The sequence below is a fragment of the Sphingomonas profundi genome (genome assembly GCF_009739515.1).
Lineage (GTDB): Bacteria > Pseudomonadota > Alphaproteobacteria > Sphingomonadales > Sphingomonadaceae > Alterirhizorhabdus > Alterirhizorhabdus profundi.
The window spans coordinates 2,134,987-2,155,186 of sequence record NZ_CP046535.1; the positions used below are offsets into that span (position 1 = coordinate 2,134,987).

Here is a 20,200-nt window from a genome sequence, read left to right on the forward strand (position 1 = left end):
TAACTTTCCTGGCCACTGGCGGGCGCGCCATGCCTGCATGGTCTACGCTTTAAGCCTACAATCCTGCAAACCCGTATATACGGAGGATCATTGAGGACCAACGCGACCGCTGCTAGGCGGTTCCGCATGGCCGATCCCGCCCCCAGCCGCCCCGCAGACCGCAAGCTGGGCAACCTCTCGCTCATATGGCGCTTCGCGGCGCGCTATCCCGGCCATATCGCGATGGCTGGGCTTGGCCTGCTGATCGCGGCCTCGGCCACCCTCGCCATCCCCAGCGGCTTCCGCCGCGTGATCGACAAGGGCTTCATCGCCGGCGGCGGCGATGTCAGCCCCTATTTCCGTTACCTGCTGATGATCGTGCTGGTGCTCGCCGCCGCCACGGCGCTGCGCTTCTACTTCGTCTCCTGGCTCGGCGAACGCGTGGTGGTGGACATTCGCGGCGCCGTCTACCGCAACCTCCTGTCGCTGGCGCCGGCCTTCTTCGAGGAGAACCGGCCGTCGGAGATCGCCTCGCGCCTCACCGCCGACACCTCGATCATCGAGCAGATCGTCGGCACCACGGTGTCGATCGCGCTGCGCAACATCGTGATGGGTATCGGCGGCATCGTCTACCTCTTCACCCTCGCGCCCAAGCTCACCGGCCTGCTGCTGCTGGGCATCCCGATCGTGATCCTGCCGATCGTGCTGCTGGGCCGCCGCCTGCGCGAGATGTCGCGCCACAGCCAGGACCGCATCGCCGACGTGGGCGCGATCATCGCCGAGACGCTCGGCGCGATGAAGATCGTGCAGGCGTTCGGCCAAGAGGCGCGCGAGGATGCGCGCTTCGGCACCGCCGTCGATGCCGCCTTCGCCACCGCCCGCCGCCGGATCGGGGTGCGCGCGATCATGACCTCGATCGTCATCGCTCTGGTGTTCGGATCGATCACGATGGTGATGTGGCAGGGCGCGCTCGATGTCGCCTCGGGGCGCATGTCCGGCGGCACGATCGCGGCGTTCGTCATCACCGGCGGCCTCGTCGCCGGGGCGTTCGGCGCCTTGACCGAAGTCTATGGCGATCTGCTGCGCGGCGCCGGCGCCGCCGGCCGCCTGGCCGAGCTGCTTGCCGAGCGACCGACGATCGCCGCACCCGCTCAGGCGGTCCCGCTGCCGCTGCCCGCGCGTGGCCGCCTGTCGTTCGAGCATGTCACCTTCCGCTATCCCACCCGGCCGGAGGTGAAGGCGCTCGACGATTTCAGCCTCGCCGTGCAGCCGGGGGAGATGGTGGCCGTGGTCGGGCCTTCGGGTGCCGGCAAGTCCACCCTCATCCAGCTCGCCCAGCGTTTCTACGATCCGGCCGAGGGTATCGTCCGGCTCGACGGTGTGGCGTTGCGCGACGCCGATCCCGAGGATGTCCGCGCGCGCATCGCGATGGTGCCGCAGGAGATGGTGATCTTCGCCGCATCGGCGCGCGACAATCTGCGCTACGGCCGCTGGGACGCCGACGATGCCGAGATCTGGGCGGCGGCCGAGGCCGCGAACGCCGCGAGCTTCCTTCGCGCCTTGCCGCAGGGGCTGGAGACTTTCATGGGCGAGGGCGGCGCCCGCCTCTCCGGCGGCCAGCGCCAGCGCCTCGCCATCGCCCGCGCCGTGTTGCGCGACGCGCCGCTGCTGCTGCTGGACGAAGCCACGTCGGCGCTGGACGCGGAGTCGGAGCGGCTCGTTCAGGATGCGCTCGAAGCGCTGATGGTTGGCCGGACGACCATCGTGATCGCCCACCGCCTCGCCACCGTCCGCGCGGCGGACCGGATCATCGTCATGGATCAGGGCCGCATCGTCGAGCAGGGCACCCACGACAGTCTTCTCGCGGAAGGTGGCCTCTACGCCCGCCTCGCCCGCCTCCAGTTCGACGGCAGCCTGGCCGTCCCCGGCAGATAACTCGCCCGCACGCTGCTGCTTATCCCGGGTTCGAGGATCGGCGCGTTCGGCTGAGAGGCCGGAAGATCGCCCCGATACGGGATGCCAGCGGCGCACTTCCCCTCGCTATAACGCTACGTCATGCTGAACTCGCTTCAGCATCCACCGCTTACGACACAAAGCCGACGGGACAGAGTGGACCGACGATCTCAGGCGCTGCCACGGACGGCGACGAACCCTGAACCACGTCGACCCTGACCATCGGCCGCCAGCGGCGATCGCCCCTCGTCCCCGAACAAGCCAAAGTCCAGGCCCACCCCACTCGATCGCCGTCACTGCGACTCGAGAGATAGCCTACACCCACACAGACCGCCCTGCGCTTGAACACCCAGCTGCCTTCGCAGGACAACAAAAAAGGGAGCCGGCTCTCGCCGACTCCCCTTCTTGAACGAGGTAGGTCGCTTACTGACCCGAACCCGGACCGAACGTGATTTCCACGCGGCGGTTCTGCGGCTCGCGCACACCGTCGGCGGTTTCGACCAGCGGACGGCTCTCTCCGAACGCTTCGGTCGACAGCGCGGTCTCCGGGATGCCCTTGCCGGCCAGATAGGCCTTCACGGAGTCCGCACGGCGCTGCGAGAGGCCGACGTTGTACGAGTCGGAGCCCGACTTGTCCGCGTGGCCCGCCAGCATGACCGAAGCCGAACCGCCCGAGGCGTAGGCTGCGGCGGCGTTGTCCAGGATGCCGGCCGCTTCGGTCGTGATGTTCGACTTGTTCCAGTCGAAGAACACGATGAACGGACCAGGCGCTGCCGGAGGCGGCGGCGGCGGGGTTTCCACCGGCGGCGGCGGCGGCGGCGGCGGGGGCGGCGGGGGCGGCGGCGGTGCGGCCGGCTCGCCGAAGTTGTACATCACGCTCGCCAGCAGCGAGTGCGAACGGAAGCGCGTCTCGGCGCGGTTGCCGTTGGCAGCCACAACCTTGATGTCGTCGACGTTGAAGAAGCGATACTTCAGGCCGAGATCGATGTTCTGCGTGATCGGCGCGCGGACACCCGCGATCGCCTGCCAGGCGAACTTCGAGTCGCTGTCGTCGATGAGAATGACCTCGTTCGAGCGCAGGCGATTGATCGCGCCCTTCACGCGGGCGATACCGGCACCGCCGCCGACATAGCCGCTGATGCCATCGTCGCTGCCGAAATCGAGCAGGCCGTTGACCATGAAGCTCAGCGCATCGGTGTGACCGCCGCCACGACCGCCAGTGGTGGTCGCCGTCGTGATCTCGTCGACCTCGGCGCGCTTGTAGCCGACTTCGCCTTCGACACGCAGCATGCCGAAATCGTAGCCGATGATGCCGTCGACGTCGAAGCCGTACTTCGAGTCCACATTGTAGGCATTGTTGGTCGTGACGCCGGCCGCATTCGTCAGATCATATTTCAGATCTTCGACGATCATGCCGCCGCCTTCCGCACCCACATACCAGGCGCCGTCACGCGCCATGGCCGGCGCTGCCAGCGCCGTGGTGGCGAGCGCAGCCATAATGGCGAGCTTCCGCATATTAATCCCCTTTCAATCGAGATTCTTTCGAAACCTCGGGCTACGTAACCAAAGCGGAACTGGCGCGCAAGCGTGCATGTCCCACATCTGTTGCTGAAAAGTCGCGGCTATTAGCTAACGAACAAGTTCGACCCCCGGCTCAGATGCGCGTTGAACTCACCTCGAAGAAAACGGTTTCTCGCGCTGCAAAAAAAATCTGCTCAGCTGTTTATCAGGCCGTGCGCCCGCATTGCGGTTAATATCGCGGCAATGCACGCGCGCGCTTCGGCGTCGATTGTCGTGCCGCCGGCCGGGGCTGCGATGGCGGCCTGCCGGGCGGCGATAACCTGTTGCCCATTCACCGCAATTCCGCCAGTCGGCAGTGCGCCGCTGCGCCACCCGGTGCCGTCATGCCACGCCCACCGGCCGGCCGAGGCCACCCACGCGGTCATCCCCGCCACCGGCACGATGAAGCGCCAGCCACCGGCGCTCGCATGCGCCAGCTCGCCCGCATGGCCGATCCACGCTCCGGTCGGCGCGGCGCCGACGATCCAGGAGGAACCCGTAACGGGCGTCGCGGGCGGATCGTTGGTGGCGGTCGCGGCGACCTGCGCGTGCAGCGCCGCATCGATCCGCACGAGCGCCTCGTTATGGTAGAGCTCCTTCTGTGCCTGGCCAGGCTGCAGCAGCGGCAGGGCGAAGCGGGCACTCGTCTCGGTCACAATCTGCCTCCCATCGGGTTGAACGTGGCACGTGCGGCGTCCGGCGTCGCGCCATGGTTGCCAAGCTGCACTACCGAAACGGCGAAGCGATCCGCCGCCCCGGCGCCATCGGCGGCGATCGCCGCCGCGTCATAGTCGCAACCCGGCAGAGCCACCTCGACGGTGCGGGCGGCGCCGGCATTCGGCGTGATCGTCACGCGATAGCGTTCCGTCTCCTCGCCCAGCAGCACGTCGCCGCCGTCCGTCCATGCCCAGCCGACGCGGCTGCGGCGGACCCAGGAGAGGCGCAGGCCGCCGCCCGGCAGCGGCGCCGCCGTCAGATGCACCGGGCATGGCGGCCGCAGCGCCCGGCCGGTGGCGATCGCGCCGCTCTCCACCCCCGCCGCATCGGCCACCCCGGTCGCGATCACCCGCACATTCGCGCCGATGCGATCGGGCGGGACTTCGATCGGCAGCAGCGTGTCGGCCGTCACCAGCACGAAGCGATCGCCCACCGCATGGCCGCTCATGGCCGCCTCCGTCCCGCGCCGGCCGCGGATCAGGCCCGACAGGCGCCACCGCCCGCCACCGATCGCGTCGGCCTGTCCGAACTGGATCAGTTCGTCGCCGATCATCGCCAGATTGGCGCCGTCCACCAGCGCGTCGCAATCCCGCGAGAGCAGCGTCATCGCTTCGTTCAGCAGCGCCACCTCCACGAACGATCGCGCGTCGAACAGCGCCGTGTCGTCCGGCGGCAGCACGGTGAGCGCATCGCCCATGATCGCCGGCGCCGCCGTCGCGCCGATCTCCTGCCAGCTCGCCCCGCCGTCGGTGCTGGCGATCACCGCCGCCCGTCGCCAGCCGGGTGAGACGCCCGCCGCCGCGAGCCACAGGCGCGGCCCGGCCGCGCCGTCGTCCACGGGCGGCAGGTTGAGCAGCGCCAGGCTGGTCGGCCCGTGCACCGCATCGGCGCCGGCCGTCGCCCGCCCGGGCTGGGCGACGATCGCGGAGAGATCACGCTCCGCCGTCGCGCGCAGGGTCAGGGTCAGCACCATATTCTCAAGCGTCCAGCCGCCGATGCGCCACACGCGGCCGTCCTGCGCGGTGATCGTGTCGCCGGGCCGCAAGTCCAGCCGCCGCCAGGGCAGCGTCGCCTTGGCCGTGGCGCGCGCGTCCCACGCATCAGCCAGCCGACGCTCCGCCACCGCCTTGGCCGCGCCTGCCGCCATCGCCGCGGCAAGCTCGATCGCCTCCACCCGCCGCCCCGGCCCACCGCCGCGGCGCGCCCGCTGCAGACCGGCCTGATAGTCGCGCTCCGGCTCGTAATAGGTGATCGTCACCTCGTCGGGCAGCGTGCCGGCCGCCGCGCGGTCCACCCGCCGCCGCTCCGCCCGCGCCTCGCCGTCCGCCGTGCCCAGCTCGTCGGCGGCGATCGGCATGGCGGCCGGCACCGTATCGCCGATCAGCAGCCGCGTCCCGTCGTCGCGCAGCGAGAGGGGGATGGCGCGCGCGATCGTCTCGATCGCGCCGCGCACGCTGTCGCCGCTCGCCGCATAGCCGCCCAGCGTCGCGGCGGTCGGGCCGGCGACGGCGCCGTCGCTCAGCAGCCCGGCGATCGTGCCGAGCGGCACTGGCGCCGAATCGGCCTCCACCTCGAAGGTGAGCGAGGGGATGCGGTTGCCGAAGTCGGCCAGCTGCATGTCCTCGAACACGGCATAGGCCATGCCGCGATAGGCGGGCGTGCCGGCCGCCCCCTCGGCCGCCGCGATCAGCGGGTCGATCGCCTGCGCCTCGTCGCCGGGGTGGAGCCTGAAGCCGGTCTCGCTCTTCCAGTCGCCGGCGGCGCCGCGCAGCAGCTTGCCGTCCGCCCAGATGCGGTGCACCGCGCGGATCGGCCGGCCGGAAAGCGCCACCGCGAACGAGGCCGAGTAGCTGTAGCTCGTCGTCTTCGGCTTGCCCTTGCCGCCGCCGGATGTGCTGCGGTCCTCGCGAAGGTCGGTGGCCCATATCACCGTGCCGGCCACGCGCAGCGTGCCGAACAGCTTGGGGATGGGCTGGCCGTAGGCGGAGGTCTGCACCGTCAGCGCGCCCAGTCGCGCGCCCTGCCGCCTGGGGCCGAGCAGGCGCTGGTCCACCTGCTGCCCCAGCACCGCGCCGATCGCGCCGCCGATCGGCCCGCCGATGACGGTGCCGATGGTCGTGAGCACCAAGGTCGCCATTCAATCCTCCCCGTCGATCCGCCACGCGCCCGCGATCGGCCATGGCGGCGCGCCCGGCACCTCCGTCACCCGCCGCAGCCGTGCATCGGCGTGCACGAAGCCGTCGGCCGTCAGCACCGCCAGGTGCCACTGGCCCGGCCCGGTCGTCAGCAGCAGCAGGTCCCCCGTTCGCGCCCCGGCGGCATCGATCGGCGCGAATCCCGCCGCCGCGATCGCCGCCACGATCGTCTCGCGCCCGCCGCCGCGCTGCGCATAGGCGCGCGGCACCGCCGTGCCGGACAGGTGATCGCGGCAGGCGACCGCCACCAGCCCCACGCAGTCCAGCCCCGTCGCCGGATTGCGCCCCTGCGGCCGGAACGGTGCGCCCACGCACGCCTGCGCCGCCCGCGCGATCGCCTCACCCCGCTCCATCTCAGGCGCCCGGATAGCGGGTCAGCAGATCGTTGCCGGCCAGATGCGGCTCGCCGCGGAAATTGGCCATGTTGGCGAAGCGCGCCCGGCACGTCGCGAACGCCTTGTCGCACCCCTCGATGAGCTCGACATGGTCGCCGATGGCAGCCGCCGTTGAAGGAGGATCGCGCAGCGTCAGCGTCGTCCCACTGGACGCAAGGATCGCGGTGGCGATGCCGCTGTTCGCGCCGTCGATCCAGCGCAGCCGGCCATAGGCGTAGCTGCCGGGCGCGTTCTCGGCCCGGTCCAGGGTCAGCGATGCGCCGCCCGCCGCGACGATCCGCGCCACGGTGCGGCGCCCGGCCATGTCCACCCGGCAGCGCCGGTCGCCCAGCTCGGCGCGGCATTCCGGCGATGTCTGCTCCACCACCGGCCGCTCCAGCAGCGCGGTCGGCCCGCGCAGCTCGGCGGTGAAGCCGCCGTCGCGTAACCCCACGTCGCCCAGCTCGCCGCGCGCCAGCGGCAGCACGGCGCCGTCCGCGTCCGTCCAGTCGATCGCGAACAGCCGCACCCGCGCGCCGTCCCAGCGCCCGGCCGCGAGATCGTCGGCGCTGATCGCGTCGGCCGAAAGCGCGCCGGATATGTCGAGCGTGTCGACGTCGAACCCGTCCGACAGGCTGATCGCGGACGGCAGCATACCCGGCGCCGCGCGATACGGCAGGCCGGCGATGATGATGTCGCGGTCATGGCCGGTGAAGCCCAGCGACACGCCGTCGCGCCGGTCCAGCCGCCAGCACAAGGCGATCGTGGTCAGCTCGGGCGAGAGGAACGGCGTCACGCCGTCGCCTCGCGCAGTTCGATCAGCGGCACGCTCGGCGCCGCCCCCGCGCCGAATGTCGCGCGGCTCACCTCCAGCCGATCGGTGGCGAAGCGCACCGGTACGTCGAACAGGAAGCCTGCCGTCACCCCCGCGCCGGTCGCGGGCGCGCTGTCGAACGCCACGATGCCGCCGGGTTCCAGCGTCCAGCCGGTGATCCGCTCCACGCCGTTCACGGCCACGCGCACGCTGCCGGCAACCGGCCGCGTGATGCGGCGGCGCTGCGGGTCCTCGCCGCCGTACAGCTTCACCAGCGGGAAGCGCGTCGTCGTCCCGTCGCCCCGCCCGATCGCCTGGTCGGCGAAGCCGGGTGTGCCGCCGGCCGAGCCATGATCGAACGGATCGCGGAAGCGGAAGCCGCGCGCCGCGCCCCGCCGCGCGCGAAAGAAGGCGATCAGCGCCTGCACGTCCGCCTCCGATCGCACGCCCGGCCCGGCGTCGAACCGCAGGCGCGCATCCGCCCAGTCGCTGTTGCGCTGCTCGTGGCCCGATCCCGTTGTCACGATCGCGGTCGAGAAGCCGGGCTCCACGCTCGCCTCACGGCCGATCGCGATCGGGAACGGCACGTCGTCGAAAGCCTGCACCGCGCTCTCCTCACCGATGTCGAAATGGACGAAGCCGTCGCGCAGCACCTGCGGCAGCGCCCAGACGAAGGTTTCCGCGCCGCCGCGCGCCCGCGCCGCCTCGGCCGCCGCGTCGATGTCGGCCCATAGCCCCGCATCCTCCGGCCGCAGCACGAAGCCGGCGAAATAATGCTGCTCGCCGATCGGGTAGCCCAGCCGCGCCGTCGCCGCGGCGATGCCGCGCGCGGTCGATCCGCGATCGCCGGCTGTCACCCAGTCATAATCCTCCAGCTGCAGCACGTCGAAGGCCGGGTGCGCCCAGCCCACCGGCACGTTCGCCCGCTTGGCCTCGGGCGCGGCGGCATCCAGCACGGTGGGCAGATAGACGAGCAGCAGCACCTGCGCGCCCGGCGCCTCGTCGCGCACCGCGTCGCGCAGCGCCAGGGTGGAGGCCGCCAGCAGCGCGCCGGCCGCATCCAGCAGCGTCTTCTGCGCGGGCGACAGCGCGGTCGACCGGATCGTCGGGATGGACGCCGGCGATCCGCCGAACGCCGCGCGCGCCGCCGCGTCGTACAGGCACGGCCGCCCGTCGGCCGGCATCGTCCACCACCACGGCTCGCCGATCTGGAAGCGCACCGCCAGCCCGGCCTCGTCCGCGATCGCCACGAAGGCGCGCGCCACCGCCTGAAGATAGGCCATCGCATCGTCATGCGCCGGGGACAGCAGGGTCGAGGGCGGCACCCACCCGGTCAGCGCCGGGTCGCCATTCTCCGCCCGCTGCTTCCACGCCGCCGGCGCATGGGCATCGAACAGTTCGTACGACAGCGAGAGGATCAGCTCGTATCCCAGCGCCCGCGCCTGCGCGGCCAAGTCGCGATGCCAGGCGCGGCAGGCGGCGTTCAGCGCGCCGCCCGCCAGCGTCACCGTCAGCGGATCGCCGTCGAGCCGAAAATAGTGGCTCATGCCGACATAGTGGTTGATGATCCCGCGATAGCCGAGGTGCATCGCGTTACGCAGCATCCGCGCCGGGGTCATATCGTACAGGTCGTCATAGCCTGTCGCGATGCGCAGTCCGTGCGCCGGCACCTGCCCGTCGCCGATCGCCAGCACCGATCCCGGCCCGTCGCAGACGATGCCGCTCATCTCCGCCCACCCCTCGACCGGCGTCGGCAGCAGGGCGGCGCCGGCATCGTAGCCGGGCGCCACCAGCGAGATGAACATGCGGTCCACGTCGCCCGCCCACACCGGGTCCGCCTCGCCGGGCAGCAGGAAGCCGCCATCCAGGTCGGCGAAGTCCAGCGCCACGGTCGCGTCGGTACGCGTGCCGGTGGCATAGTTCCACAACCGCACGTACCAGGCGCGCGCCACGCCGCCGGCGTCGCGTCCCTCGATCGTCAGCGTCGGGCCGTGCAGCGCGTCCAGCGCCCGCACGCCCGCCGATCGCCAGCGGAAGCGCAGCGTGCAGGCGCGGAAGTCGCGGTTCGTCTCATAGGCCAGCAGCGGGTGGTCGTGGCGGTCCTGCGCCGCCCAGATCAGCCCGGCCAGATCGTCGCGGCGATAGAAGGCGGCGTCGACGCGCAGCGCATCGGGCGCCGTGGTCGTCACCGCCGCCATCATCGGCCGGGGAAAGTTCACCGTCCAGAAGCGCGCGTCGAACCGCTTGATGAAGGCGGTCTCCAGCGCGTCGTCGGCCGCCGCCAGTCGCCAGCCCATCTCAGCGGTCCGCCGCTTCGATGGCGGCGCGCACCGCCCGCGCCACCTGCCGGCTCGATTGGGCGAGCGCGCGCGGCTCGCCGCCGTCGCTTGCGTTCACGGTGATCGCCACGCGCACGTCGCGGCTCCCTCCCATGGCCGTCTCGATCCGCCCGCTGGTCGTCGGCACGAACAGCTCCGGCCCGCGCTCGCCCACCATATAGCCGCGTCCCGGCGCCACCGCCCCGCCGGTGGCCCGTCCCGGCACGCCCAGCAGCGAACCCAGCAGCTGCGTTCCCGCGCCCAGCAGGCCACCGCTGCTGCCGCCGCTTCCGGTGATCGCGCCGATGCCGCTGCGTACCGCCGCCGCGGCGATCTCGCTCAGCGTCGCCAGCGCCACCCGGCGCAGGTCGTCGAAGCCGAACTTGCCGGTGCGCGTCGCGCGGACCAGCGCGGTCTCGATCGCCCGCCCGGCCCGCTCCGCCCCCCGCTCCAGCGGTCCGTCAAGCTGCCCGCGCATGGCCGCCACGTCGCGGGCGAAGCCGGCGGTGTCGGCGCGCACGCGCACCACCAGCCGGTCGATTTCCTCATCCATCGGGGAACATCTCCTTCAGCCGCGCCAGATCGTCCGATCCGGCCGGCACGCTCATCCCGTCCTCGCCGAAGAAGGCGCGCAGCACGGCCGCCAGCTCCGCCGGCGTCGCCCGCCAGAACTCGTCCGGCCGCCAGCCGATCAGCGCGCCGGCGATCCCAGCCAGCCGCGCGGCGCCTTCAGCGAAGCGCATCACCGCCCCTGCAGGATCTGGCCGATCAGCACCCGCAGCGCCGGCGTCGCGGCAACCAATCCGGCCTCCGCCACCGCCTCACCCAGCCGCTCGCGGGTCAGCGCCGCCGGCGCTTCGTGGCGGCAGTGCCAGAACAGGCCCACCAGTTCGGCCAGCGTCAGCCCGCCGCCGGCGGCCCGCTCCACCAGCGCGAACAGCGGCCCCAGCTCCTGCTCGGCCGCCACCAGCGCGCCGAAGCTCGGCCGCAGCGCGATCGCCTCGCCCGCCACCCGCAGCATCGCCTCGCCGCGCGCCGGGTTCGCGCCCGCCGCGCTCACGCCGACACCACCGCGCCGGAGCTTTCCAGCGCCAGCGTGTAGGTGCGTTCGCCGTTGAAGTCGCCGGCATAGTCCAGCCGCGTCACCAGGAAGCGGCCGCGCAGCCGTTCGCCGCTCTCGAAGCTCAGCTCGTAATCGTCGAGGATGCCGGAGAGCGCACTCGCCTTCACCCGCACCTCCGCCGCCGATCCGGTGAACACGCCGGCCGCCGAGACGGAGACGGAGCGGACGCCCGCGCCGGAGAGCAGCTCGCGCCACCCGCCGGAATCCTTGCTCGTCACCACCACGGCCTCGCCGTTGATCTGCGCCTGCGTCGTCCGCATCCCCGCCACGGTCGCGTAGACCACCGGCGTCGCGCCGTTCCCCACCTTCAGCAGGAACGCGCTGCCCTTTTCCGCCGCCATCTTCGTCTCCCTGATTGATTGCCGCCAAGGCCGATCGTCACTCGGCCAGCGTCCGCACCCGATAGTCGGCGATGCTCGCCCACGGCCCGTCCCGGCTCTCGCGCAGCATCCGCGATCGCATCAGCACCAGGCTGACGATGCGATGCCCGTCCAGCACGCGCGCCATGCCCTCGATCGCGCTCTCCACGGCGCCGGCCAGCACGATCGCCCGGCCCGGATCGACGTCCCACAGCGATACCGCCAGCCGGTGCTCGCGCCCGCTGCCGGTCTTGTGGCTCCAGTCGGCGCTCACCGCCCCGCCGATCGCCACATAGGGGTAGACCGCCCGCGCCGGCGGACCGAGGAATACACCGCTTACATCCGCCATCAGCGCCACATGCCCGCGCAGCGCCGCCACGAGGGCGGCCTGCACCGCCGCCGCCGCACCGCTCACGCGTCCCTCGCGGGCAGGCCGGGCGCGGCGAAGCGCGCGTCGAACGCCCGCCGCCGCAGCAGCCGCGGCCCGCTGAAGATCACGCCGTCGGCGTCCCGCTCCGCCGTCACGCCGGGCGGCAGGTCGGCGCTCGCGATCGCCGCCAGCGCGGCCTCGGCCCGCGCCCGGCCGGCGCGCAGGCCGCGCGCCTCCAATCCCTCCATCATCGGATCTCCTCCACCCGCAGCACGATCCTGTCCGGCAGCGCCGGATCCTCGCTCAGCGCGCGCACCCGCAAGGTGCGGCCCGCCCAGCCGATGCGATCGCCCGGTGCCACCGCGATGCCGGGCCGCATCGTCACGCGGAACCGCGCGGGCGCGTCGGCCGCCTCGGCCACCACCGCGTCGCCGCCGCCGTCCGCGTCGATCGCCGCCCAGCGCGTCGCCGTGATCGTCCACCCCGTCTCGGCCGCGCCCAGAGGGTCGCGCTCGTCCGGGGCGTGGGCGATCGTCACCCGCTCGCGCAAGCGCCCGGCCAGCTCCCGCGCCCCGCTCATCGTAGCCGCATCCGGCGCCACGGCCGCCACAGCGCCGCGACGGCCGCCGGCGGCCCCTCCCCGTCCGCCGCGTCGCGATGCGCGTAGAGGTGGGCGACCAGCCGCAGCATCCCCTGCGCCAACGGCTCGGGCAGGCCGGCGGCGTCGGCGGCGATGCCCGCCTGCACGCTCACGATCGCGCGCGACACGCCGGCCGCGCGATCGATCCGCACCCAGCCGTCGCCGGCAGGATCGATGTCGATCGCATAGCTCGCCACCGGCAGGGCGAAGGGCATGCCGGCCGGCGGCAGCCCCTGCACGGCCGTGATCGCCCGCACCGGCGCCGCCTTCAGCCGCCGCCAGTCGCCGGTCGCGGCCACCGTCTCGGTCAGGTCGCGCGCCACCGCCACCTGGCCGATGAACTGCTCGCAATAGCCGCCCGCCGCCGCGATCAGCCGGCCGATCAGCGCATCCTCGTCGCCGCCCTCGATCCGCAGATAGGCCTTGGCGTCCTCGACCGAGACCGCCATCATCGCGCCTCCGCCATCGGCCGCGCGCGTTCCGCCGCCACGCGCAGCGCCAGCCCGCGCGTCGCCACGCCGCCGTCGGCAAAGGTCGCGCGGCCGCTGATCCGATAGTCGTGCCCGGCCACCCCGCCGGTCAGCCGCACGCGCGTCGCGGTCGGGCCGATCAGGTCGGTCGTGATGCCGATGCCGCCGGCCTCGGCCGGGTGGACGCTCCAGTCGCTCGCCGCGATGGCGCGGCCGCTCATGCCGCCGCCCCAGTCGATCAGATAGTCGACCGCGGTCTGCGGGTGCTTGGGATAGATGCTCATCGCCGTCTCCGCCGCGGGTGAAAAAGGGCGTGGACGCGGAAAAGGGGATGTCCGCGTCCACGCAGGCCCGGCGCGCCTCAGCTGGCCGAGAACTTCATCAGCTTGATCGCCTCGGAATTGCTCACCGCGCCGCCGATCCGCTTCACCGCGTAGAACTGCACGAACGGCTTGTTCGTGAAGGGATCGCGCAGGATCTGCGTCTCGCTCCGCTCGGCGATCAGGTAGCCGGCGCGGAAGTTGCCGAAGGCGATCGAGTAGCTGTTCGCCGCGATGTCCGGCATGTCCTCGGCCTCCACGATCGGATAGCCCAGCAGCGTGTCCGGCCGCCCCTCGATCAGCCCCGGCTGCCACAGGAAGGCGCCGTCCGCCGTCTTGAACTTGCGGATCGCGGTCAACGTCGCCGAGTTCATCACGAACGCGGCGCCCTGCCGGTACGGCGACCGCAGGGATTGGATGAGGTCGATCAGCCGGTCCTGCGGGCTGGTCGCCGGGAAGCCGCCGGCGGCACCGCTCGCCAGATACTGGATCGTGCCGAACGCGCGCACCCCGTCCGTCTCGGCCGTGATCGGTCCGGCCAGGAAACCGCGGGGCTTGTTCGTGCCGTTGCCGTTCACGAAGGCCGCGCCCTCGGCCCGCGCGAACTCGGTCGCCACCTCGTTCGCCAGCCACTGCTCCACGTCGAAGGCGGCGTCGTCCAGCATCGCCTGCGTGGCGGCCGGGTTGGCGTAGAGCTCGCCCATCGGCGGCGCCACCTCGGCGAAGGTGGGCGTGTCGGTCACGGGCCGCGCCCCGTTCTCGGCCACCCAGCCGGATGCGACGCCGCCCGTCGTCACCAGCTTGCGATAGCCCGACGTGCCGACCGTCACCACATTCGCGATCGCCCGGATCGGCGAGATCGCCTTCAGCGTCCGGTCGATCATCGCGTCGATCTCGCGCGGCACGGCATAGCCACCGGCGTCGCCGGTCACGGCGGCCAGGCTCTTCAGCTCGACGCCGGTCTCCACCCCCTTGCGCAGATACGCCTCGACGAACGCCTTGCGCTCGGCCGAGATGGCGCCACCGGCACCCGCCAGCGCGGGCCGGGCGGCGGCCACTGCCTGCGCATCCATCCGCCCGCGCATCGTCGCCAGCTCGGCGCGCAGCTCCGCCACCTCGTCCACCCGCGCCGCCTCGGCGAAGCTGGCCTCCAGCGGATCGGCTTTCACTTCGTACATGCACATCTCCTGTCGTGAGTCTTCGGAAGATTTCGAAAAGCGGATGCGCGCGGAGACGCGGAGACGCAGAGAGGAAGCTCTCGCGCCGCAGGCACTTCATAGTGTCGGGCCGAAGCCGGGTGCGGCTTCGCCGCTTCCGCGCCATCCCGGCGTCTCCGCGTCTCCGCGCGAAAATCACAGCGGGCGGGTCAGTCCTCCGCCACCGCCAGCACGGTCGCCCTGGGCTGCATCGGAAACGTCACCAGCGAGACCTCGACCAGGTCGAGATCGCGCAGCTCGCGCACCAGCCCCGGCTTCGCGTCGCGCACCCGGTAGCCGAAGCTCAAGCCCCGCACCGCGCCGTCGCGCAGCAGCGCCGCCGCCTCGCGGCCGGCGCCCGATGTCGCGGAGAGCCGGCCGATCACGCGCAGCCCGCGCCCGTCCTCGGCCATACTCTCGATCCGGCCGATCGGCTTGCCCGCCTCATGCTGCCACAGCAGCGGCACCGCCCCCGGCCCCGCCTGCACCGCGCGGGCGAAGGCGCCGGGCCGCACCACGTCGCCGCCGCGATCCACCCGGTCGAAGATCGCGGCATAGCCTGCGAAGCGGGTGGCCGCGTCGTCCGCCCCGCTCATGCCCGCACGATCCCGAACAGGCTAATCTTCGCCATCAGCCCCAGCTTCATCGCCATGCCCAGCAGCAGCATCGCCAGCATGATCCGCACGAACCACGTCACCGCCGCGTTGCGCGCGCTGCGTTTGGCGTCGCGCCAGGCGCCCAGCAGTTCGCGCAGCTCGCCCAGGTCGGCGTGCGCCCGCGCATCGCCCAGCCCCATCCGCTCCAGCGCGGCGGTGGCGCCGGCGCTGCTCGCCTCCTCGATGATCGCGCGCAGCGTCACCAGGTCGGCGCCCTTCGCCTCGGCCTGGCTCACCAGCCGGGCCAGCATGTCCACGCTCATGCGATGCCTCCCGCCGGGCCGAAGCCCAGCATCTCGCGCTTCTCGTCCACGCTCAGGAAGTCGGCGGCCGCCACCTGGCCCCACAGCCGCTCGCGATCCGCCGACAAAGCCGGGATCGCGTCGAGGTCCAGCTGCAGCGCCAGCCCCGGCCACCACGCCGCGAGCGCCGCGCCCAGTCCCGCCACGATCTTCCCCGCCAGCGGCACGATCGCGAGCCGCCACAGCGCGCGGTTCGCCTCCGAATAATTGGCGTAGCTCACGTCGCCGGGCAGCCCCAGCAGCATCGGCGGCACGCCGAAGGCCAGCGCGATCTCCCGCGCCGCCGCCGCCTTCAGGGCGACGAAGTCCATGTCGGCCGGCGTCAGGCTCATCGCCTGCCACTTCAGGCCGCCCTCCAGCAGCATCGGCCGCCCGGCATTGGCGGCGCCGGCGAAGCCCGCCTCCATCTCCGCCTTCAGCCGCTCATACTGGTCGGGCGAGAGCACCGCCCCCTCGCCCGCATCGTAGACGAGCGCGCCGGAGGGCCGCGCCGCATTGTCGAGCAAGGCCTTGTTCCACCGCGTCGCCGCATTGTGGATCGCCACCGCGCCGGCGGCGGCACCCAGGCAGCCGAGGCCATAATGATCGTCCAGCGGATGCAGCGCCTTCAGGTGGACGATGGTCGCCCGCCCCAGCGCGTCCGCCGCCGGATAGCGCGTCACCGCCTCGCCCGCCCGGTAGAGATAGCCCGCCGGCCAGCCGCGCGCGTCCTGCTCCACCGTCACCCGCTCGGGGCGCAACGGCAGCAGCTCGACCGGCATGTCGCCCGCGTCGGCGATGACCTGCACATAGGCGTTGCCGTGCAGCAGCATCTGCGCGGCGATCGCCTCGATGACCGGCGGCACCAGCGCCGCCGCCGGCGCCTGCCCGGGCGCGGCATAGACGGGCACCCCCGCCACGCCCTCCGCCACCAGCCGCACCGCCCGCTGGGCGACGGGATTGGCGACATAGGCGTCCCGCACCTGCGCCTCATAGGATCGCGGCCACTCGCCCAGCGGCACACCGATGCCCGATCGCACCAGCGCCGGCCGCGCGAGCGGCTGCGCGGCCTTCCAGCCGAACCATTTCATGTGTTTCTCCTGACTAGATCCTCCCCGGCACGGGGAGGGGGGACCATCCGCAGGATGGTGGAGGGACAGGGCGGCAAGAAGCCGCCGGCCCGGTGTCGTCTATTCAGTCACGGATCAAACGAAACGTCGACCAGTCCGGACGTGCGTGCCATGACGGTGTGGAAGCGTGGCGCTCCAATCGGCCTTCAACCTCGAACTCGTCGCCCGGATCGTTGTAGTAGAGCGTCACCTCCTGACCCTGCTCGAGTCTCAGCGACAGGGCCAAGTCGTCGAGGCTGGTGAGCTCGGGGCCATATGCCAAGCACCAGCATGCGTCGTCGTTGCATCCGCCAGAATTGAAGTCGGCCCAGATGCGCAACTTGGTCATCGGCGATTGTCTCTAAGCCGCCTCTACAACGTCCGCAATCCCGGCCGCCCCGCCTTCCCCAGCATCAGCTCGGTCAGCGCCCATACCAGAGCATCCGCCCGGTCCGGGCTGCGCGTCGGCCCGGCATAGCCGCCGCCCGCCTGCAAGCCGGCCAGCTCGTCCTCCAGCATCGGCAGCGCGCCGACATGGAACACCCGCCCCGCCTCGTACAAGGCCGACACCGGCTCGGCCCGCGCGGACTTGCCGCGCGAGGCGTGGACCAGCTTCACTGGCAGCCCGGCGTCGGCGGCGCGCAGCACGCTTCCCACCATCTCGCCGCCATTGTTCGCCTCGGCCACCACCCGGTCCGCGCCGTGCCGCGCCGCCGCCTCCGCCACCGCCCGCGCCCAGCCCTCCGGCGCCAGGCCCGCCACGCTGGCGTCGGCGATCACATAGCCGTGCCCGTCCTCGCCGATCGCCGCCACCACGATGCCGCACGCGTCGCCGTCCACGCTTGCCGGCGGGTCGACCGCCACCACCACGCGACGCAGCGCCGGCGCCGCAGCCACCCGGCATCGCGCGATCAGCGCGCGGGTCCACAGGGCGCCCGCCACATCCTCGATCAGCTCGCCGTCCAGCTCCTGCCGGCCCAGCCGCGTGCCGCCATAGCTCTCCTCCATCGCCGCCACGAAGCTGGGCGGCAGATGGGCGTTGTTGTCGCCGGTGCGCCCGCGCGTGATCGCCACGCCGCGCGCCGCCTTGCCGTCCAGCCCCAGCAGATGCCGCACCAGCGGCACCGGCTTCGGCGTGGTCGTGGCGACGGTGCGGGGGTCGTCGCCCAGCCGCATCCCCAGCATCAGATTGTCCCACGCCTCCTGGCCCGCCTGCCACTTCGCGATCTCGTCCGCCCAGGCGATGTGATGCTGCGGCCCGCGCAGGCTCTCCGGCTCGGCCGCCGAATAGAGGAACGCCTGCGCGCCCCCCGGCCAGCGCAGCCGCCGCAGCGAGGGCTCCCATGTCGGCCTCAGCCAGGGCGGCGCGATCGCCAGCAGCCCGCTCTCGCCCTCGATCATCACCGCGCGCGCCTCCGCCATCGTCGCGCCCACCAGCGCGATGCGCAGCCGCCCGTCCGCCTCCGCCCGCGCCCGCACCCACTCGGCGCCGGCGCGCGTCTTGCCGAAGCCGCGACCGGCCAGGATCAGCCAGATCCGCCACGGCCGGTCCGGCGGCAGCTGCGCCGCCCGCGCCCAGATCGGCCAGTGCCACTCCAGCCCGGCGACGTCCGCGTCGGAGAGGTTGCCGATGCGCGCCAGCCGCTCGGCGGCCGGCAGCGCCGCCCACTGCTCGCAGAAGGAAGCGCCCGGCGGCAGCAGCGCCGCGCTCACCCCTCGCCTCCCAGCCGGCGGTTCATTTCGGCCAGCTTGCGCGCGATCCGCTCGCGCGCCGATGCCGGGTCGGCCGCCACCGCTTCATCGCCGTGCACCGCCGCCCGGTGCGCCGCCAGCAGGGTCAGGCCCAGCCGGTCGGAATATTCGGTCATCTCGCCCGCCACCTTGCCGGCGCTCAGGATCGGCTTCACCGTGCCGCTGATCGCCCGCTCCAGCATCACCACCTCCAGCCGGGCATAGCCCTCGCGCAGCGCCACGTCCCAGCCGGCGCGGAACTCCGGCGATCGCGCCCGCAGTCGGTAGACGCTCGGCTCGCTCATCCGCACCGCCCGCGCCGATGCGCGCACGTTCACGCTGCAGGCGAGGTGATCGAGGAACGCCTTCTGCCTGCGCTCCGTCCAGTCCCGATCGCGCTCGCTTTTGCGCGGCGCGACCGGCGCCATCTCCTGCTCCGCCATCCACGCCCCCGCGCTAACAAGAAGGGCCGCGGCGATTGCTCGCCCGGCCCCGACGCATTTATCCAGCGTTCCCTCTGTATGCCCGAACAGCGCGACGCTGTCAACAGATTTGTACCTATCCGGTTAAATGGAGTAGTGATCTGCCAGCCTGTCGAGCGCCAGCAGCAGCACCAGCTTGCCCGCCCGCTTCGGCCAGCCGAGCGCCTTCTCGGCCGCTTCCAGTCCCTCCCCGGCGCACACCGTCCGCCACAATATGTCGCCAAGGCCACCGCCCACGGCCGCCACCGCCGCCTCGAAGCGCCGCTTCGCCGCGATCTGCGCCAGGGTCGGGTCGATCGCGCCGCCCGGCCCGCGCGCACCGCGTGCCGTGGGGCTCGCATCCCAGCGCATCGTCACGCTCGGGGCCAGGTTGGCGGCGGTCCACTCCGCCCGCAGCCGCTCGCCCGCGTCGAACTGCCGCGCGCTCACCAGCCCGCGCGCCCTCAGCCAGCCGAGCGGCGACTCGGCGGCATTCGCCGTCACACGCCGCCCGCGCACGCGCCCGCCCTCGTCGGCGATCAGCGGGCGCTGCACCAGCAGCCGGTTGCCACCGTCCGCCCCCTCGCTCCGCGCGCCGAAGCCATGGCCCGCGCGGCTGGGTGAGAGCACGTCCCCGTCTGCCCGCACCAGATCGTGCCGCACCAGTTCGGCCACCACCGCGCGCGTCGCGACCAGCGTGCCCGCGCGCCAGTCCTCCCCCATCCGCCGCAGCACGCGGCCCGCCTCGATCGCCGTCATCACCGTTCGCGCCTGCGCGCTGATCTTCGCCATCACCGTCTCCTCGACCCTCCGACGCCTCTTGCCAAAGCCGGGCAGAGGTAGGAAAGCAGCGAACCCATCCGGTTAGGAGCCTCAATGATCACCTGTCTTCGCGAGGTGCGCCTCGCCCGCGGCCTGACGCTGCAGGACGTGGCCGATCGCTGCGATCCGCCGACCACGGCGCAGACGATCGGCCGGCTGGAAACCGGCACGCGCACGGTCTCCGTCGCGTGGCTCAACCGCATCGCGGCGGCACTCGGCGTCGCCGCCGCCGATCTCGTCCGCCTGCCGGAACGGATCGACCTTCCGGTGATCGCGATCATCGCGCCTCAGGGTCTCGCCGCGCCACGCCGCCCGGCCGCCGTCCACGCGCCCAGCCCGGCACCCGGCCAGGTCGCGATCCTCGTCTCGGCGTCGGTTGGCGAGTATCGCGCCGGCGACGAGATCTGGTGCGACAGGCTGGCGCCGCCCGACTATGGCACCGCGCTCGCCCGCGACGTCGTCCTGCCCCGCTTTGCCGGGCGCCTCCTGTTCGGCCGCCTGCTCGGTCGTGAGGGCGGGCACCTGCACGTCCTGCCGCCCGCCCTCGGCGCGCGCCCGCTCGTTGTCGCCGACCCGCCATGGCTCGCCGTCGCCGCCCGCCTGGTGCGCTCACTCGCGCCACCGCCGATGTGACTATGTCCGATACGGATGCTGCCCCGCAGCGCAGCGACGCAACATGCGCCGGGTTGCACCAAGCCGGGATTGCGCAGTGACCGGCACGGCGCCGTTCGCACCAGATTGCGCCATCCGGT

The 20,200-nt window shown here is 72.5% G+C and carries 25 protein-coding genes; 2 read left to right on the forward strand and 23 right to left on the reverse strand.

Translation table 11 applies throughout. The features are described from left to right. Window positions 1-126: 126 nt before the first annotated feature. Complete coding sequence (locus tag GNT64_RS10090) at window positions 127-1,914, forward strand: ABC transporter transmembrane domain-containing protein (RefSeq protein ID WP_156679419.1); 1,788 nt, start codon at window positions 127-129, stop codon at window positions 1,912-1,914. Between the two features lie 441 nt (window positions 1,915-2,355). On the opposite strand, the gene GNT64_RS10095 is transcribed toward GNT64_RS10090, so the two are convergent. The 23 genes from GNT64_RS10095 to GNT64_RS10205 all read right to left on the reverse strand — a co-directional run bounded on the left by GNT64_RS10095 (window position 2,356) and on the right by GNT64_RS10205 (window position 19,169). Next, window positions 2,356-3,447, reverse strand: coding sequence for an OmpA family protein (locus tag GNT64_RS10095; protein ID WP_156679420.1), 1,092 nt, complete (start codon window positions 3,445-3,447; stop codon window positions 2,356-2,358). A gap of 200 nt (window positions 3,448-3,647) precedes the next feature. After that, window positions 3,648-4,148: a DUF2793 domain-containing protein gene (locus tag GNT64_RS10100; protein ID WP_338420417.1), complete on the reverse strand. Its 501-nt coding sequence runs from the start codon at window positions 4,146-4,148 to the stop codon at window positions 3,648-3,650. Next, window positions 4,145-6,346: a phage tail protein gene (locus GNT64_RS10105; protein ID WP_156679422.1), complete on the reverse strand. Its 2,202-nt coding sequence runs from the start codon at window positions 6,344-6,346 to the stop codon at window positions 4,145-4,147. The genes GNT64_RS10100 and GNT64_RS10105 overlap by 4 nt, the downstream gene beginning before the upstream one ends. Continuing rightward, complete coding sequence (locus tag GNT64_RS10110) at window positions 6,347-6,757, reverse strand: NlpC/P60 family protein (protein WP_156679423.1); 411 nt, start codon at window positions 6,755-6,757, stop codon at window positions 6,347-6,349. It lies immediately after the preceding gene. A 1-nt stretch (window position 6,758) separates the two neighbouring features. Then, complete coding sequence (locus tag GNT64_RS10115) at window positions 6,759-7,574, reverse strand: DUF2163 domain-containing protein (RefSeq protein ID WP_156679424.1); 816 nt, start codon at window positions 7,572-7,574, stop codon at window positions 6,759-6,761. After that, window positions 7,571-9,889 carry a DUF2460 domain-containing protein gene (locus tag GNT64_RS10120; RefSeq protein WP_156679425.1) on the reverse strand — a complete coding sequence of 773 codons (2,319 nt, stop codon included), beginning with the start codon at window positions 9,887-9,889 and terminating at the stop codon, window positions 7,571-7,573. The genes GNT64_RS10115 and GNT64_RS10120 overlap by 4 nt, the downstream gene beginning before the upstream one ends. A gap of 1 nt (window position 9,890) precedes the next feature. Then, window positions 9,891-10,463, reverse strand: a complete 573-nt coding sequence (locus GNT64_RS10125; RefSeq protein WP_156679426.1) for a tail tape measure protein — start codon at window positions 10,461-10,463, stop codon at window positions 9,891-9,893. Continuing rightward, on the reverse strand, window positions 10,456-10,656 hold the full coding sequence (locus GNT64_RS10130) for a phage tail assembly chaperone (protein WP_156679427.1): 201 nt from the start codon (window positions 10,654-10,656) through the stop codon (window positions 10,456-10,458). The genes GNT64_RS10125 and GNT64_RS10130 overlap by 8 nt, the downstream gene beginning before the upstream one ends. Next, complete coding sequence (locus GNT64_RS10135) at window positions 10,653-10,931, reverse strand: GTA-gp10 family protein (RefSeq protein WP_156681535.1); 279 nt, start codon at window positions 10,929-10,931, stop codon at window positions 10,653-10,655. Before GNT64_RS10135 ends, GNT64_RS10130 begins: the two co-directional genes overlap by 4 nt. Window positions 10,932-10,966: 35 nt before the next feature. Next, window positions 10,967-11,374 carry a phage tail tube protein gene (locus tag GNT64_RS10140; RefSeq protein ID WP_156679428.1) on the reverse strand — a complete coding sequence of 136 codons (408 nt, stop codon included), beginning with the start codon at window positions 11,372-11,374 and terminating at the stop codon, window positions 10,967-10,969. A 37-nt stretch (window positions 11,375-11,411) separates the two neighbouring features. After that, a complete protein-coding gene (locus GNT64_RS10145) occupies window positions 11,412-11,807 on the reverse strand; it encodes a DUF3168 domain-containing protein (RefSeq protein WP_156679429.1) in 396 nt (131 codons plus the stop codon). Further along, window positions 11,804-12,013: a hypothetical protein gene (locus tag GNT64_RS10150; protein WP_156679430.1), complete on the reverse strand. Its 210-nt coding sequence runs from the start codon at window positions 12,011-12,013 to the stop codon at window positions 11,804-11,806. Before GNT64_RS10150 ends, GNT64_RS10145 begins: the two co-directional genes overlap by 4 nt. Continuing rightward, window positions 12,010-12,342 carry a head-tail adaptor protein gene (locus GNT64_RS10155; RefSeq protein WP_156679431.1) on the reverse strand — a complete coding sequence of 111 codons (333 nt, stop codon included), beginning with the start codon at window positions 12,340-12,342 and terminating at the stop codon, window positions 12,010-12,012. Before GNT64_RS10155 ends, GNT64_RS10150 begins: the two co-directional genes overlap by 4 nt. Further along, window positions 12,339-12,854, reverse strand: a complete 516-nt coding sequence (locus GNT64_RS10160) for a head-tail connector protein (RefSeq protein ID WP_156679432.1) — start codon at window positions 12,852-12,854, stop codon at window positions 12,339-12,341. Before GNT64_RS10160 ends, GNT64_RS10155 begins: the two co-directional genes overlap by 4 nt. Then, window positions 12,851-13,156 carry a phage fiber-tail adaptor protein gene (locus GNT64_RS10165; protein WP_156679433.1) on the reverse strand — a complete coding sequence of 102 codons (306 nt, stop codon included), beginning with the start codon at window positions 13,154-13,156 and terminating at the stop codon, window positions 12,851-12,853. The genes GNT64_RS10160 and GNT64_RS10165 overlap by 4 nt, the downstream gene beginning before the upstream one ends. Window positions 13,157-13,233: 77 nt before the next feature. After that, window positions 13,234-14,370, reverse strand: coding sequence for a phage major capsid protein (locus tag GNT64_RS10170; protein WP_156679434.1), 1,137 nt, complete (start codon window positions 14,368-14,370; stop codon window positions 13,234-13,236). 188 nt (window positions 14,371-14,558) lie between these two features. After that, entirely contained in the window at window positions 14,559-14,984 is a 426-nt protein-coding gene (locus tag GNT64_RS10175; RefSeq protein ID WP_156679435.1) for an HK97 family phage prohead protease, read from the reverse strand. Beyond that, window positions 14,981-15,307 (reverse strand): DUF6127 family protein, encoded by a 327-nt coding sequence (locus GNT64_RS10180; protein ID WP_156679436.1) that lies wholly within the window; start codon window positions 15,305-15,307, stop codon window positions 14,981-14,983. The genes GNT64_RS10175 and GNT64_RS10180 overlap by 4 nt, the downstream gene beginning before the upstream one ends. Continuing rightward, the gene (locus GNT64_RS10185) at window positions 15,304-16,416 is read right to left on the reverse strand and encodes a phage portal protein (RefSeq protein ID WP_156679437.1); all 1,113 of its coding nucleotides are present in this window, start codon (window positions 16,414-16,416) and stop codon (window positions 15,304-15,306) included. The genes GNT64_RS10180 and GNT64_RS10185 overlap by 4 nt, the downstream gene beginning before the upstream one ends. Window positions 16,417-16,519: 103 nt before the next feature. Then, window positions 16,520-16,783, reverse strand: coding sequence for a hypothetical protein (locus GNT64_RS10190; protein ID WP_156679438.1), 264 nt, complete (start codon window positions 16,781-16,783; stop codon window positions 16,520-16,522). A gap of 23 nt (window positions 16,784-16,806) precedes the next feature. Beyond that, window positions 16,807-18,066, reverse strand: a complete 1,260-nt coding sequence (locus GNT64_RS10195; RefSeq protein WP_231639512.1) for a DNA-packaging protein — start codon at window positions 18,064-18,066, stop codon at window positions 16,807-16,809. Between the two features lie 77 nt (window positions 18,067-18,143). Continuing rightward, window positions 18,144-18,608 (reverse strand): hypothetical protein, encoded by a 465-nt coding sequence (locus GNT64_RS10200; protein ID WP_156679439.1) that lies wholly within the window; start codon window positions 18,606-18,608, stop codon window positions 18,144-18,146. 123 nt (window positions 18,609-18,731) lie between these two features. After that, window positions 18,732-19,169, reverse strand: a complete 438-nt coding sequence (locus tag GNT64_RS10205; protein ID WP_156681537.1) for a DUF6456 domain-containing protein — start codon at window positions 19,167-19,169, stop codon at window positions 18,732-18,734. 333 nt (window positions 19,170-19,502) lie between these two features. Between GNT64_RS10205 and GNT64_RS10210 the strand changes: the two genes are divergently transcribed. Further along, on the forward strand, window positions 19,503-20,081 hold the full coding sequence (locus GNT64_RS10210; RefSeq protein WP_156679440.1) for a helix-turn-helix domain-containing protein: 579 nt from the start codon (window positions 19,503-19,505) through the stop codon (window positions 20,079-20,081). The last annotated feature ends 119 nt before the right edge of the window (window positions 20,082-20,200 follow it).